This window comes from Phormidesmis sp. 146-33 (assembly GCF_052939515.1).
This window is the reverse complement of sequence record NZ_JBJPHU010000140.1, coordinates 1-15,803: the sequence shown is the minus strand read 5'-3', so window position 1 is coordinate 15,803 and position 15,803 is coordinate 1. Positions and strand designations below refer to the sequence as shown.

Below are 15,803 nucleotides of genomic sequence, written 5' to 3'. Positions count from 1 at the left end.
CCGTGCAGCGAAGCTCTCCTTCTCCGACAACGATTGATAGTATCGTTTCATCTGGCAAAATTCAGAAATACGAAATGCCGATCGACAACGGGGCGCGGGCTTATCTACCTGCCGTACCAGAAGAAATCCGGCAGTTAATCAGCCGTCGGTATGAAGTAGACGTACCGAGTTTTGGGTCTTTCTGGGATTGGCTAGAGACCCATCCCGAAATTCCAATGGTGCCTACCGAAGGCGGCAAGAAGGCCCTTGCCCTCCTCAGCCAAGGATTTGTTCCTCTGGCTTTTTATGGCATGAACGGAGGGTATCAAAAGCGACTTGACGACGCTCGACGGCTGATTCCGGATGCAGCAAGATTTGCAACCAGCGGTCGGCAATTTATTCTGGCCTTTGATCAGGATGAAAAGGGCACCACTCAACAGCGCGTGGCGATCGTACTAGGCCGGTTGGGGAAGCTGCTCAATCAAGCCGGATGTCCTGTTAGCGTCGCAATTTGGAAAGCCCAGCAGGGGAAGGGCGTGGACGATTTAATAGTTCAAAGCGGCGTGGCGGCGTGGCAGATCGCTTATGATCAGGCACTCTCACTACAACACTGGATGATCTGGCAGCGTCTGGAAAAGCGGCTGACCTATCCGGCCGCCGTTCAGGTGACGACCGCTGACCTGTCCACATTGGCGATCGCCGACCTATCACGGGGCATTCTAGCGATCGAGAGTGCAAAGGGAACCGGGAAAACCAAGCAAATTCAGGCTCTGGTCAAGGATTCTGAAAAGGCATTAGCGGGAGGGCACCGGATCGCGTTGATGCGAAACCTTTCCGCTCGACTGGGGCTGGACTACAGAGGAGATCTCGATAAAGTCAATGGAGCGTTTATTAATGGGTCGGGATATACCGTTCGCGTTGGGCTATGTGTAGACTCTCTACTCAGTATTGACCCCGGCAAGTTTAGTGGCTGTGACTTGATCCTGGATGAAGTCGTGCAGGTGATTCGACATCTACTAACCAGCCCGACCTGTGCCCGTGACGGTAAGCGTCCGGTGCTGCTATCTCAGTTGCGCGAACTGATTCGGGTTGCCCGGCGCGTGATTGTTGCCGATGCCGATCTGGACAACGCAACTCTGCATTACCTCAAGGAGCTGCGGGGAGACGAAACCCCGATCTTCTTAATCCGAAACGCTTATCAAGCTGCGGGTTACCCAGTAAGGTTCATTCAATCCCCGGATCGCACGATCGTAACTGAAACCCTGCTCACCGAGATTCAAACGCTGGCATCCGGTCAGGTTCTGTTTATTGCCACCGATAGCAAAGAAACAAGTAAGGCGATCGCCCACCTCATTGCTAAAAATGCTCCCGAAAAGCGCGTGCTGTTGATTAATTCTGAAACCAGCGGCGGGGAACGCGAACGAGCGTTTATTCAAGCCCCCGATGAAGTGCTGCAACGAAATGCATACGATCTGATTATCTGTTCTCCCTCGGTTGCCACCGGAGTCAGCCTCGAAACACCCGGAACGATCGCCAAGGTCTACGGCATTTTTACGGGAGCTTCCAGCACTGATGCAGACATGACGCAGGCATTGGGGAGAGTGCGCGAACCCGTCGAACGAGTCGTCTGGTGTGCCAAACGGGGCAGCAACTTCTCGAAGGTCAGTCACTCGACCAATGCTTTGGAATTAAAGGATCATCTCCGACAGCGAACAACCGCCACGATTCAACTAATTCGCTCTAACTTAAAAGAAGAGATTGCCGGAGAAATGAACTACTATGACTGGCAAAGCAATCCGCACCTCGGCTTGTTTTGTCACATTGCCGCCGAGCAAAACTTTGCGATGCATAACCTGCGGGAGGCTCTGCTCGTTCGGCTCATGTTTGAAGGCAACCAGGTCAGGGTTGAAGACCACAAGACCAACCCCACCCTAAAATCATTGCTGACGATCGCTCGTCAGGAACAGCAGGAAATGGATGCAATTGCTCTGGTGAGCGCCCAAGAGTTAACGTTCACAGAACTTCTTGCGCTGGAACAGCAGGAAGGGTTGGGGCGAGAGGCCTCGTTAGCGATCGCCAAGTTTTACTTTAAAGAGTTTTACTGCCTGAACCATCTCACGCTGGAAGATGTGCGATGGGATAACGGAGGGAGACGACGCGGCGAACTGCTCAACCTGGAAGGGCAGCTCTTTCCCAGTGTTGCCCTTGATCGCGCCGCCAGAGCCTTAGAAAAACAAGCTACCTGGAACCAGGGATATTGCCCCTGGGATATCTCCGGTTCAGAGCTGCGCCGCTGGCTCCGCACGCAAATCGGCCTTGATGAACTGATTGCCAAGCTTCGTGCTGGCTGGCACTGGTGCCGATGTGACTTGAAACCCTACGCTGATCGCGCCCGCGAACTCACCCGGCCCATTAAAGTAGCGCTCCACTACACGATTACTCATGACATGAGCGACACCCAGATTATTTACCAGCTTCTATCACAGCTAGGGATCAAACTAATCCTGCAATGGTCGCGATCGCATCCAGGCTATGAAGGGGAGAAGCTCAGGGTTTATTGTTTGGATAGCGTTCACTGGCAACAAGTCTGGGCAATTCTACAGCGGCGACAGATGAAGCGGCAGCAGATTCAACAACACCCCTCAGCAGAAGAGCCGGGAACTGGATCACCTGCCCAATTTGAGAGTGAAGCCGCAACGGGTGATCCAAAAAAAAGTGCCCGCTTCGACAAGTGACCCTGGGCTGACCCAAACGGCTTTGTGCGACATTCAGAACTGGACTGAAGTGGCTGAAGAAAACCCTGAAATGCTTGCCGAAATTCATCGGGTCGTTCTCATTCACGTTCTCCAGAATTCGCAGATTGTGAGGCATTCATCCGGTTGAGAATTGGGACAGGCAAAACACAACGCGGGACTGAACGGTGTCCGAAGTCCTGCAACCCCCGCTCTGTCTTGTAGAAGTGCCAAAGGTGCTTTAGATTTGCTTGCAAAGGAGCGCTTTCAACCGATCGAGTCGTGCGATCGTTCAAAAGTATCGCAGCCTGAAATTTCGCCGAAGCAGATTTGGTCAAGGGGAAATTTTAGAAGTTTCAAAAAAAGAGTCACCGTTTGAAAATTCTTCTTCCACAAAGTTTGAATGATCGAGTAGACTCCTAAGAAGCCCAAAGCCTTGTCAGGATTGAAGTCATGAGCCTTTATCAGAAACACTTTTCTGTGTGCCAATCACCTTTAGATTCGCTAAACCATCTGCAAACAGTGATTTCTATCTCTTCCGCCTCATGATCCACGTCCTGACCCAAATCGGAAAAATCCTTTTATATGTTTACTTCTAGGGGTTGATCATTGTCTTATGGCAAAGCCAAAGCTAAAAACCGTCAAGATTGAAGTCCCGATCGAGGTTGGGGACAAAGAGGCTTTTGAGGCATGGTGTACGAAAAATCAAACCGCCATGAGTGAGGAAGTTCGCAGAAGGATTTCTCGCTGCATTCGAGAAGGAAAAAAGATTCTGGCGGAGCAGCAGCGCAGAAGCTTAAAATTTCGCCCAAGCGCTAACGACAACTTCCGTGAGAACAGCGGTTCACGCTAGATTTGATCGGCATTGAATAATCTGCTCAGTCGTCAGTTTCAAATTGGAGAAAGTTTTGCAGGGAATCATCTCATCGCTCAAATACTCCTGACGATCGTATCGCTGCCCATTCAGGACAAATACGATCATCTTGATGGCCCGTCTGCGCACACAGTCTTTTGCGGGAACCTGCCCTCGATAAATCCAGGAAAATAGCAAGTCATTGAGAATCCAAGTTTTTTCTTTAATCGCTTGAAATTGTTAATTGCTACAGGTATCGCTATGAGAAACTAATTGTAGAGTCTGAGTAGTTACCCTAAAAGTCTAATTTTCATTCCTTAGCGGTTGGGAATAAGGGCGAAGAAACTCTGAGGCATAATTGGGATGCTCCCTAAACGATCGCATTCCCGTTGTGGGTGGAGTGGTATTTTGCGGATGTAGCGATTTGCTAAAGCTGAAAACAATGTCAAGCCTTGTGAGGTACAATCGATCGCGAAATCAGGTTGTGAGCCTGTTGCTTAAATTAGGAGCAAACGTTCCAATCCCTGTTGTCTCTAAACGATCGTGCGATCAGTTGAGGTGCAAGCCGCAATTCATCGAATGAAGGCTACCCAAACACTATGCATCCTCGTCAGGAAATTACAGAATTGTTTTCGACGTTCATTCAATTTGAGGCAGATCGCTTCAGTAGATGGCTTGTGGATGCTAGATTGCGCCGAGACTGTCAACAGTGCCTGGAACAAGTATCTTCAAGCAACTCTACATCAAAAGCTGGGACAGCTTTATCAGAGCAGTTTTGGGCGCTCTATTGGTATCGGCTTTGGCAAACCAGAAATCAGAAGCCAGGGGTTAGAAGCCAGGAGTTAAGCCATCTGTCTGCCTACTTGCAAGAACCTTGTTATTGGGCAGCACAGCGAATGGTTCGCAAAGTTGCAACGGCGCAGTCTAGTCTGGCAGATTATTTTCAGATTGCGATCGCTCAGGTCGAGAGTGTTCTCAACACCTATCAGCCCGATCGAGGAGCGACTTTACGCACGTTTGCAAATCTGGTCTTTTCAACGCTGTTAAAAGATAGTTTGCGGCAACATCGGGAAGTTGATCTTTGCACAAACTGGGGGCTGCTTCGCAAGGTTAGTAAACGCCGCTTGATTGAAGCATTAACTCAAACCGGACTCACTTCAGACGCGATCGCTCAATATCGACTTGCGTGGCACTGTTTTAATGTGCGATATGTTCAGTCTCAGTCAGGAAACAAGGCGCTTCCTGCGGTGGATGATGTACTCTGGGCTGCGATCGCAACGCTTTACAACGCAGAGCGCTATGCACAACTAGCGACACCCGGAGCCTCGATTTCTCCAGCCAAGATCGAGCAATGGCTCAACCACTGTGCAGTCTCGGTTCGGAAGTATCTTTATCCTGCAATCTCATCGCTGAATGTTCCTCCCGCTGGGGCAGAAATGGGGGAAATGCAAGACGAGATTCGAGCCTCTCAGCATGAGTCGCTACTCGTTGAGATCATTGACCAGGAAGAGCAACAGGAACGGCAAGCTCAGCGATCGCAGCTTCATACAGCAATGGTAGGGGCAATTACTCAACTCGATTCCCAATCTCAACAGCTACTAGAGATGTACTACAGACAGCAACTCTCTCAACCTCAGATGGCGCAACAGGGATTGACGAGTCAGGCGACAGTTTCTCGACGATTGACCAAAGCCAGAGAGTCCCTTCTAGTGTCACTGGTACAGTGGAGCCAGCAGACGCTGAATAAACCTCCAACTGCCAACCTAATCAAGGAGATGAGTGCTGCTTTGGAAGAATGGCTCACAGTGTACTATGGCGAGTTATCTTCTTCTGTGGGCACAGAAACAGCAGGTCAGGAGTGCGTATGACATTCACATTTGCAGATCCCAGAGAATGGTGGCTTGAGATCACCCCGTCGATTGAAGCAGAGGCCACTCGGCAAAGTCAGCATTGTACTACACCCGATCGTCAACACACCGCTTATCTCAATGCACTGTGTCTCCAGGCTATTCTCACCCGTGTTCAAGAGACTGTCCCAAAAGCTCAGGTCTGGACGAATGTAGAACAGTTGCCAACCTTCTGGGAATTTGCAACAGGAGCCGCAGTGTTAATTGGCTCGACTCGACTGATCTTGATGCCGAGTGAAGCAGTAGACGATGGCGAGTTAGAGGTGCCTCAAGAGTGGGTAGACCTTCCTAGTTGGGCGGGTGACTACTACCTTGCCGTGCAAGTTCAGTTAGAAAGCCGTTGGATTAGAGTCTGGAGCTACACGACACATCAAGCCTTGAAGTCGATCGGAACTTATGACCCAATCGATCGAACTTACTGTCTGAAAGCAGAGCAGTTGACCCAGGATCTGAATACCTTTTGGGTGACAGTGCAGTTTTGTCTAACAGAGCAAACTCGTGCGGCGATTGTTCCGCTGCCAGCGCTTCCGACCACTGAGGCGCAAAACTTACTTGAGCGATTGGGCGATCGTTCTATTATATTTCCGCGATTGGCTATTCCTTTTAGCTTGTGGGGTGCAGTGATGGAGCAGGGATGGCGACAAACACTTTATCAGCAGCGTCGAGGAGAGCAGTCAGGAGTACGGTTGAGCGACTGGTTACGAGGGCAGTGGAATCAAGTGTGGCGATCGATGGATGAAATTTTTCCTCCTCAGCCACTAGCCGCCACTTGGAGAAGTAGCTCTGCATCTGATCAACTGTATGAAATCAATCGAGTCAAGGTATTAGAATTTAGTTCTCAAGCTGGAGGCGAGCAGATCGCGCTGTTAGTTGGGCTAACCGCCGTGAGTGATACTGAAATTAACATCGGAATTCAGCTCTGTCCAATGCGAGAAAACACCTTTCTCAACAAGATTCTGGTCAGACTGTTAGATGGTCAGGAAACTGAGATTGGACAAGCAAGTGCTGCAATCACTGAAACCATTCAACTGCAATTTAGCGGTCAGTTGAGAGAGCGGTTTAGCATCGAGATCACGTCAGGAAGTAGACGCATTGTTGAAGCGTTTGAGATCTAATTTCGGCTGGCAATGACTCAGGATAGTAAGATGGGTAAACGAGTTGTACTTCGATTAGAGGGGGACTTGGAACAAGGATTTCAGGTCACGTTGGAGATTGGAGAAGAGGGAAGCCTTTCTTTTACGGAAGCGATCGCCGCACTGCCAGCCATCCCAGAACTCGCAACTTGCTTAAGTACCTGGCAACACCACTATCATCAGAGCGCCAAAACAACTCGCATTAGTCTACAGCGCATTACCGTTCAAGCCGGGGCACTGAGCCAAAAAGAGGCTTGTCGTCAGGCAGCCAGAGAGCTTCAAACTGTTTTCAAAGCGTGGTTAGACTCGCCATTGTTCCATGAGGTTGAGTGTCGTCTGAGAGAAGCTATTCACCTAAACGAAACGGTGCGCGTGCTGTTGCGAACCAACGATCGTCGGCTCCATCATCTTCCCTGGCAGTGTTGGGACTTTATTGAGCGATACACTCAAGCAGAACTCGCGTTTAGTAGTCCACCGCTCATTACAGCTAGAAAAAATGCGACGGGTGCAGTGAAAGTGTTGGCAATTTTGGGCGATCGTCGAGGCATTGATACGGAAAGCGATCGCCAGCAACTAGAAACCTTACTGGATGACGAAGTGTTGTTTCTAGTAGAACCTTCTCGCCGACAAATCAACAATCATCTGTGGGATCAGGCATGGGATATTCTCTTTTTCGCCGGACATAGCCAAACAGAAGACCATCAAGGACGCATTCATATCAATCCCACTGACAGCCTGACGATTGCAGAATTGAAGTACGGATTGAAACGAGCGATCGCGCAGGGCTTACAGCTTGCGATCTTTAATTCCTGTGATGGGTTGGGTCTGGCATATGAGCTAGAACAACTGCAACTACCGCAACTGATTGTCATGCGGGAACCTGTTCCCGATCAAGTTGCCCAGGCGTTTTTGACACAGTTTTTGAGCGCGTTTGCAGGGGGGGAACCTCTCTACTTGGCAACCCGGCAGGCACGAGAACGACTACAAGGACTAGAAGACGAGTTTCCCTGTGCTAGTTGGCTTCCTGCAATCTATCAAAATCCTACTGAGATCCCTTTGACGTGGCGAGAATTAAAAGAAGCGCAACGGGCACAGCCATCTTTACTCCCACCTGCACAACGCATCAGCAACCGATGGTTAGCCTTGATTCCTTTGCTCACAAGTTTGGTAGTGACTGGGTTGGTAATCGGGGCACGATCGCTCGGTTGGCTACAAGTTTCAGAACTGTGGGCTTACGATCGACTCATGCAGCAACAGCCCAAAGCAGAGCTAGATCGAAGAATTCTACTGGTTACAGTGACAGATCAGGACATTCAGCGCTTTGGTAAACCGTTGACGGATCAAACCATTCAGCGCTTATTAACTACGCTAAAGCAGTATCAACCTCGTGTGATTGGTCTAGATATTTATCGAGATATTTCAGTAGAGCCAGGGCATGAAAATCTGCTCAAACTTCTGCGGCAGAGCGATCGTATCGTGACCATTTGTGACGTGGGAGAACCTGGCAGCTATCCGGCGATTCCTCAAGCGTCTGGAGTTCCATCAGTCTACTTAGGCTTTTCTGATACGCTGCTAGTCGATATTGACGGAGTTGTGCGACGGTACACGTTAGCAACTGAAACAAAAGCAGTAGACTGTCCAACAAACAAGGCATTTGGATGGCAAGTTGCTCGTCATTACCTGTCTGCTGAAGCGAAACCAGTGATGCAAACGCCACAACTTAGTTCTACCACTGTTCCATCCATGAAGCAGCCCTTTGGGGGATATCAACAATCAGATGAAATTGATCCGAGTAGTCAACAAGTGTTGATTCATTATCGACCTTCTCATCAAGTTGCAGAGGAGGTTTCCTTGAGTAAAGTACTAGATCAACCTCAGTCTCAATTCTTGCGCGATCGCATTGTGCTAATCGGCTATGTTGGTCAGACCAAGGATCATCACCCGACGGCTGTGGGAGAGATGTTTGGCATTCAGATTCATGCTCACATTATCAGTCAATTGTTGAATGCAGCAAGTGGCGATCGCGCTTTTATGTCCGTTTGGTCAAATCAGAAAGAGATAGGATGGATTGTAGGATGGGCAATGTTAGGCGGGAGTCTTGCCTGGATACGATCACGTCGTAGAGTCATTTTGGCGCAGATTGGCGCACTGTCTATCCTGCTATTAAGTTGTTTCTATGGATTTACTCAACTGATTTGGATTCCTTTTATTCCAACGGCGATCGCGCTCCTCACAACACTGTTAATTACCCGCTACTTTACCAAAATTGTGCGAAAACTCCATCGTTCCGATTGAAGTTCATTGTTTACGTAACCCCTAAACCTTATGCGAATTCCTCAGTTTAGAATACTTGTCATTGCTGCAATTTTAATTAGCTTCTTTGCAAATGGTGCGGTTGCAAAATCGAGAAGGCCCAGGCGATCGGCGGGCGATCGGGGAATTTGCACAACTATCACACAGACTAATACACAGACAACTCAAGCATTCAACAAAGAAGCGCTGGTTGCATTAGTGACAGCTAAGGGTGAAATGTCTACCGCCGCTTCTCAGCCTACCTTCTGGTTTTATGTGCCCTTTCAAGACCCTTCGCTCCTCACCGCAGAATTTATCTTACGAGATGATCAAGAACAACGATCGATCGAGCCACTTCGCCTTCAATTGCCCAATCAGCCTGGAATTGTGAGTGTGCGATCGCCCCAACCTCTCAAGGTTAATCAGTCCTATCATTGGTACTTTTCAGTGATTTGTGATGTTTCTGGAGAGCAAAAGAAACTCACAGTTGACGGTTGGGTGCGGTATGTTGAGCCTTCTACAACGGTGATTACGCAGCTCAAACAAGCCACAACGATCGAGCAAGCTGCCGCCCTTTATGTAAAATCAGGATTCTGGTCAGATGCCCTAACGCTACTAGCTTCTCATCGAAAGCAGAATGAGCGATCGGCGATCGTTTGGGCTGACTTACTGCAATCTGAACAATTGGAGGCAGTTACTTCTAAACCCGTTCTTCCATGCTGTACGGACAGGTAGCATTCTCCCTCAAAAGACAGTAGCTTGGATATAGTTTGTTAATACTTTGATGGCTCACTGACCAACTTTCTATTAGAATAGAATCACCCAGAAAAGAGGTCGTTAAAATGGATGTATCACTCACTCCAGAGATTGAACGGTTCATTCACAGCCAGGTGGAGAGTGGGAAATATGGGTCTGCTGCTGATGTGATTCAGGCAGGAATTTGGCTGCTGGAGGAACGTGATCGTATCTATAAAGGGCGGTTTGAGGAACTGTGCCGAGAAGTTTCGATAGGGGTCGAGCAACTCGATCAGGGAGAGCGGTTAGATGGAAGGGCAGTGATTGAGCAACTGCGGCAGAAGAATCAGGTATGCAAGCAAGTTCAAGCGTAGATGAGTGACTACTTCCTCTCATCCCAAGCTGTCGTTGACCTAACAGAGATTAATGATTATTTGTTTGCAGACAACCCGGCATCAGCAGATACGCCTTTGAAGATTCTTACAACTGATTTAGGACTGCTATAGTGAATCGAAAACAATCGTCTATAACCAGTCGCCAACCAGGACAAAGGGTGTCCAAAAGTAGGGGTGAGAAAAGTCTGCATCGGTTTCAGCATTGTCTTCTGTAATGCTTTTTGGTAAATCAGCAGTTGGAGCAATTTCTTTGCCATACAGTAAGCTTAACTGCGCCCGTCTCAGAGCGTCAGCCTTACTGATCTGATTGCCCTGACTGAATGCTCGATAAAACTGGTTCATCAGCGACGAAGTAGACGCATCATCCACCGCCCAGAGAGAGGCTAACGTGCTGAATGCTCCCGCTCTGATTGCAACTCCGGCAAGTCCTAATGCGGCTCGTTTGTCACCGACTGCTGTTTCACAAGCGCTGAAGACAAGTAGCTCTACTGGGGCAGATTGAGCTTGACTGCGATTTTGGAGAATTGTCTGCAACTCATTCACATCGACAGGCTGCGCGGAGGCAGTGAGAATAAAGGTTTCATCTGGGTTAGAACTAAATCGGCCATGAGTCGCCACATGCACGATCGCATAAGAGGACGAACTCACCTGATTGCGAAATTTCTCTGTTGTAAACTGACTATCTAGCAAGACTTGGGACTGAGGTAAAAGCGCTCTGATCTGCTGCACTTCCCTTAACACATTTGCGAGTGGAGAAAAGCGAATGGAGCGATCGCCCACTGTAATGGTACTTCCGGTCGTCAACCCAGCAATCAAAACGCTTCTAGTCGATTGAGCGTGACTACGTTTTGCACCGAGTAGCTGTAACCCTGGGGTAATAGCGACAGCGTACTTCTCAATCAGGTAGCGTTGACCATCATAGAGAGCCGCCATTGGAATGCCTCGTAGACTCCCATCTAACACAAACACCAGAGTTTTAATCTTGCTTGCTTCTAAGGAGGGTTCTAGCGATCGCAGCAGCCACCCGTAAACTAGTTGAGCCGTTTTTTGAACATCTGCGCCGGATGAGCGATCTTTCAACTGTTCTCGAAACCAGGCAAGCTGTTGCTCTAGTTCACTGCGCTTGACTAATGATGTTTGACGAGTTAACTTAGTTTGCTGGGGTAGCTTGAGAATGATCTCAATGCGATCGTCCAAAATAATGGTGTGAATCACCGCCGCAGTCGGATCTTCTGCCTGATCAACCCGAACTTGTCTGGCTTGTAGTAAGTTGCAGCGAAAGAAGTTTTCTAGTTCTGTTAGTTGCAGGGAATCAATTAACCGCAGAGATTTTTCAAGGTTTTCTTGAACCGGATTTTTGCCAACAGGTAACAGTAAACTAATATATTCTCGATAGATTGGCTCAACAGTATCCCGCAAAGAGAACTGGGCATCCGGATTGACTGCAATCAAATCCCCACGAGTTAGTTGAAGGGCTTGAACTGCGGACTCATAGGCTTGAATCGCCCGATCGCTGTTCTGTCTAGCTAAGATCCGTCCCCGTTGCCACTCCCATTGATAGTTAATGTCAGGTGCTTGCAGGCTCTGTACTAATTTCAGTGCCTGTTCAGTTTGTGCGAGTGCGGCTGGCAACTGTCCAATTTGTTCATAAAACCAGCCTAGATTTGCGATCGCATACCCCTCAGCCCGCTGATTTCCCATTGCTCTGGCTTGCATGGCGACCTCTTGCAATCGTTGTTGAATCTGTTGCCATTTGGGATGAGTGGATTCCAGATTTTGCAGTCGATAGAACTGGGTCAGGCTCCGAGCAAAGTTGATTTGAGCAAAAAAAGTTTCATGAGTATTGGGCAAGCGATCGATCTGAGCAGGGAGTTTCTCAATCAATTCAACGATCTGTGGTTGCACTTGCGTGAGCCAGGAATCTGCGTCAGTTCGATCGTTGCGTCGCAGCCATTGTTCAATCTCCAGTAATAAACTCAAATGATTCAACGGTGCTTGAACAGAAGTAATCGATTGCTGGGCAGAGTCAGCCGCTTGATAACAGTCCAGTGCTTGCTTGTAGTAAGACATGGCATCAGATGCCGAATTTGACATCAGACAAGCTGTTCCAGAAGTGGCAGTCAGAATAATGTTGTCTCTGCGATCGCGATCCCGGCTGCCTAGATCCTGAGCCGTATTGCCCAATCGTAGTAAAACAGTCCCTCGATCTTTTGGAGAAGACAGTTCTAGACTTTGTAATAGCACCTGTTGGGAAGCTTCTAAATTACCAATCAGACGTAAGACTTTGCCCAAATTTCGCAGCCCGATCGCTCTCAACTCCACTGGCATCACAGTAGACTGAATCGTTGAGGCTCCAGTCCGAACAGCATCACAGAGTGTAGTAGCGCTACTTCCTGGCTGTAATGCCTGTACCAATGTTTTGCAGGCTTGTCGTTGGTGTCCCATTGCTTCCCACGCTTGCGCCTGGTCGATTAAACTACCCGTAACTCCGATCGTGTCTTTACCATAAGCTTCGGTGGCTCGCTGCCAGCTTTTCAGCGCTTGTTCAAACTGTCCCTTTTCATACAACTGTCTGCCCTGTTGCACGAGTTGGGGGGCTGTTACAGGTTGTGCTATCAGTTGAGGGGTGATCACTAGACAAAGCAACACAGTAATCATCAAAGCGAAGTACTGCGCCATTCTACTAAAGCGATCTGTTTTTTTCTGGTGCGAATGTCTAGGGAACATAGCAATGAGTGGGTGCAGGTTGAGAGGCTAAATAACCAGGGCTATCAGGCTGTTGGGTGACTAGAACGATCGCACCCGTTGCATCTTTTACCCAACTTGTAGCCTCCACAATTTTTGCTGAAGACAAGTTGGCAACTGTTTCTGTAGTCTGAGCCGTCACTCGCGCGTCTTCCCAGAGGTCACTTCTATCTAGCGCATCGTTGGGAGTCGAGGGCAATCCGCCACGTCCGCTGACAACAAATCTTCCAGTTGCTCCGCTACTACGACAGCCTTGAGCAATTTGATTAGCGGGGTCAACTAAGTTAATTGGGAGGGCAACTAATCCTCGGCTAGGGTCTGTGTTGAGCGTCGCGATCGTCACCACGCCACTAATCCCAAACTGGGAACTGGCAGTAATGTCGCTCAGGGGGGTTAGGAACGATCGAGGTTGAATACCAAAAATGCTTTGGGCTGTGATGTCAACTCGACCCCCCTTTCCAGTAAAAGCATTGGCTGTAATGTCGCTATTCTCAGAAAGCACTGACACAATGAATTTAGAATTAATGTTGATGTTGCCGCCATCTCCGCTAGATTGGGCAGTTCCAGCAGTGGTTGAGATCTGACTACCTCGACGGAATAACAGTAAGTCTTGCGCGTTCAAAGCGATATTTCCACCCTGGTTACTAGCGGTCTGGGCTGAAATGATTCCTTGATTGTCCAGTGTTAATGTTCCTGCCTGGATTTGAATGTTGCCGCCTGTTCCACTACCCTGGCTATCGACTGAGATTCTGGCTCCGTCTCGAATCGCTAGGGTTCTCGGATCGATGAAGATACTACCACCGTTTCCTGAAGAGCCTGAAGCTGTATTAGCAAAGAGTCCACTTGCTGATCCTTCGGTATCAATCACATCTCTGCCAAATTGAGTCAGGCGATCGCCATAAGTAGAGTCACGACCCGCTAAAACAATCTGGTTTACAATGTATAGATTAATATCACCTGCCCGTCCATTACTTCGGGTTGTTGTAATCACTTGTCCACCCTTCAAGGCTTCAAACCTGTCAGCCTTAATCGTGATGCTTCCTCCATCACTGGCGCTATTAGTTCTAGCATTGACTGTTGCTCCATTTTTAACCTGGAATCCTGTAGAGTTGGTCGTAATATTGCCTGCCGAACCTGTGGCTCCTCGTTCTGTAATCGTGAACAATCCGCTTGAAAATCCATCGTCTCCAACACCGTCCAATCCAATTCCGTCACGGGCATGAATGGAGATATTGCCTGCTTTCCCTTGTCCAAACGTACTAGCAGAAAGCTCACCGCCGCTTGTTAATGAGAGCGCTCTTGCAGTAACTTGAATATCACCGCTCTTTCCCCTGGCTGTTTCCTTCACCGTGCTAAAGGCACCACTGCTATTGTCAAAGGAAACTAAATCACGAGCATCAATTATAATGTTTCCAGCATTCCCCTGTCCTTCGGTTCCAGCGTTTAATTCAGCGCGATTGGTTGCCAGGAGTGACCCCGTGGTGATCCGAATATTGCCACCCTGTCCTCTCGCTGCCCGATCGACACCACTAGAGATATTTACATTAGAAAAGCTTCCTCCAGCAAGACTCACTTGATTGAGTGCATTGATCGTGATATCACCTGCATCACCGTCTCCAAAAGTACTGCTACTCAAGGCTCCATTGTTTGCCAGTCGCAGCGAACCTGTATTAATCACAATTCCTCCACTTCGGACTTCCCCAGATGTATCCACTACTTTTCCGGGTCTATCAATCAGCGTGAAGATACCGCTTCTAGTTGCAACAAGATTCTGGTTGAACCTGTAAAGACCAAACCCATCGATAGAAATCTCATTCGGAGCATTGACCGTGATGTTTCCGGGTTTCCCTTCTCCCCCCAGACTGGCAGAAATCGCGCCCCCGTTTGTGATGGACAATGAATCAGTAGAGACTGTAATATTGCCGCTTTTTCCCGCTGCTCCGGGCGCTACACTACTCAACAAACCGCTAACAAATCCGGCTTGATCAATTCCATCGATCGAGACGGCTTGGCTATCAACTGTGATATTGCCGCCGTTTCCCTTCCCAAAGGAAGTAGAAGAAATCTCAGACCCACTGAATAGAGAAAGTGAATTTGATGTAAGTGTAATGTTACCGCCATTCCCGATCGCATCTTGAGACGAACCGCCGTTGGCTAGTCCCTCAGTTCCACTCAAGATACTGCTGCTATTTGCTAGAGTGATACTTCCCTTTGACTTTAGGGTGATATTTCCACTATCTCCGATGCCAAATGTGTTGTTATTAACAAAGGCACCTGTGGTTAAAGAGACAGATCCAGCGTCAATCGTGATATCGCCGCCTCGACCGATCGCGTTAAAGTTCAAGTTACTAGAAATAAAACTTTGATCCAGTAAGACTGCATCTCTTGTCTGAATCACCAGGCTACCAGCATTTCCAGTTCCAGAAGAAGCGGCCGTGACGAAAGCTTGACTGCCACCAGGATTAGTAAAGGACTTCATAAAGAATGACCCAGCTTGAATGCGAATATCGCCGCCAAAGCCAGTTCGCCCAAATTCCAACTCGCTGAAAATTCGACTATCTAGAATCGAGACATTCCCCTCAACTTGAAAAATGATATTGCCAGATCGCCCCTGTCCAGAGGGAGTTGTCCGCAACACAGAATCGTTTTCAAGTCGTAATGCGTTCGCCTGAATGTTGATGTTGCTAACATTTCCGGTTGTCTGGATTTCGGTGTTGTTTAACGAGACACTGTTACCGATCAGAGTTATGTTCTCAAAAGAATCAGTTACTTCTGCTAAGAGACGAGACCCTTGTAGCTGAATAGAACCTTGTGGAGTGCCAAACTGTAGACCGATCGGCGTATTGATAGTTAATAAGGGCGTTGGACTGGTCGTATTGAACTCTGTCCTATCCTGAAACTGCATTCGGTTAGCAGTAGTTGCCAGAAAAGAGCCGCCGATGTTTAGTTGGGCACCTGAACCAAAGAGAATGCCATTGGGATTGAGTAAGAAGAAATTTGCTGGGTTGCTGGTGGCGATCGTGCCATTGATA

At 48.5% G+C, this 15,803-nt stretch carries 10 protein-coding genes; 7 read left to right on the top strand and 3 right to left on the bottom strand.

The window, feature by feature from the left end; all coding sequences use genetic code 11:
* Nucleotides 1-2,714: plasmid replication protein, CyRepA1 family (locus ACJ2PR_RS31320; protein ID WP_446879926.1), on the top strand; the 2,714-nt coding region annotated here is incomplete at its 5' end.
* 98 nt (nt 2,715-2,812) lie between these two features.
* On the opposite strand, the gene ACJ2PR_RS31315 is transcribed toward ACJ2PR_RS31320, so the two are convergent.
* Nucleotides 2,813-3,049, bottom strand: coding sequence for a hypothetical protein (locus ACJ2PR_RS31315; protein ID WP_446879925.1), 237 nt, complete (start codon nt 3,047-3,049; stop codon nt 2,813-2,815).
* 278 nt (nt 3,050-3,327) lie between these two features.
* Between ACJ2PR_RS31315 and ACJ2PR_RS31310 the strand changes: the two genes are divergently transcribed.
* From ACJ2PR_RS31310 to ACJ2PR_RS31285, 6 genes are all read left to right on the top strand, one after another.
* A complete protein-coding gene (locus ACJ2PR_RS31310) occupies nt 3,328-3,564 on the top strand; it encodes a hypothetical protein (RefSeq protein WP_446879924.1) in 237 nt (78 codons plus the stop codon).
* 599 nt (nt 3,565-4,163) lie between these two features.
* Complete coding sequence (locus ACJ2PR_RS31305) at nt 4,164-5,432, top strand: sigma-70 family RNA polymerase sigma factor (protein WP_446879923.1); 1,269 nt, start codon at nt 4,164-4,166, stop codon at nt 5,430-5,432.
* Complete coding sequence (locus ACJ2PR_RS31300) at nt 5,429-6,586, top strand: DUF1822 family protein (protein WP_446879922.1); 1,158 nt, start codon at nt 5,429-5,431, stop codon at nt 6,584-6,586. Before ACJ2PR_RS31305 ends, ACJ2PR_RS31300 begins: the two co-directional genes overlap by 4 nt.
* 66 nt (nt 6,587-6,652) lie before the next feature.
* Complete coding sequence (locus ACJ2PR_RS31295) at nt 6,653-8,899, top strand: CHASE2 domain-containing protein (protein WP_446879921.1); 2,247 nt, start codon at nt 6,653-6,655, stop codon at nt 8,897-8,899.
* A gap of 30 nt (nt 8,900-8,929) precedes the next feature.
* Complete coding sequence (locus tag ACJ2PR_RS31290) at nt 8,930-9,631, top strand: DUF928 domain-containing protein (RefSeq protein ID WP_446879920.1); 702 nt, start codon at nt 8,930-8,932, stop codon at nt 9,629-9,631.
* A 107-nt stretch (nt 9,632-9,738) separates the two neighbouring features.
* Complete coding sequence (locus tag ACJ2PR_RS31285) at nt 9,739-10,005, top strand: type II toxin-antitoxin system ParD family antitoxin (RefSeq protein ID WP_446862372.1); 267 nt, start codon at nt 9,739-9,741, stop codon at nt 10,003-10,005.
* A gap of 150 nt (nt 10,006-10,155) precedes the next feature.
* Here ACJ2PR_RS31285 and ACJ2PR_RS31280 read toward each other — a convergent pair whose 3' ends face one another.
* Together ACJ2PR_RS31280 and ACJ2PR_RS31275 are read right to left on the bottom strand one after the other, a co-directional pair.
* Entirely contained in the window at nt 10,156-12,705 is a 2,550-nt protein-coding gene (locus ACJ2PR_RS31280; protein WP_446879919.1) for a CHAT domain-containing protein, read from the bottom strand.
* A 37-nt stretch (nt 12,706-12,742) separates the two neighbouring features.
* A partial coding sequence (locus tag ACJ2PR_RS31275; RefSeq protein WP_446879918.1) for a two-partner secretion domain-containing protein occupies nt 12,743-15,803 on the bottom strand: 3,061 nt, incomplete at its 5' end.

Coding starts and splice junctions, on each gene's coding strand:
- ACJ2PR_RS31290 (WP_446879920.1), top strand. CDS start 8,930: ATGCGAATTCCTCAGTTTAGAATACTTGTCATTGCTGCAATTTTAATT.
- ACJ2PR_RS31305 (WP_446879923.1), top strand. CDS start 4,164: ATGCATCCTCGTCAGGAAATTACAGAATTGTTTTCGACGTTCATTCAA.
- ACJ2PR_RS31310 (WP_446879924.1), top strand. CDS start 3,328: ATGGCAAAGCCAAAGCTAAAAACCGTCAAGATTGAAGTCCCGATCGAG.
- ACJ2PR_RS31285 (WP_446862372.1), top strand. CDS start 9,739: ATGGATGTATCACTCACTCCAGAGATTGAACGGTTCATTCACAGCCAG.
- ACJ2PR_RS31280 (WP_446879919.1), bottom strand. CDS start 12,705: ATGGCGCAGTACTTCGCTTTGATGATTACTGTGTTGCTTTGTCTAGTG.
- ACJ2PR_RS31300 (WP_446879922.1), top strand. CDS start 5,429: ATGACATTCACATTTGCAGATCCCAGAGAATGGTGGCTTGAGATCACC.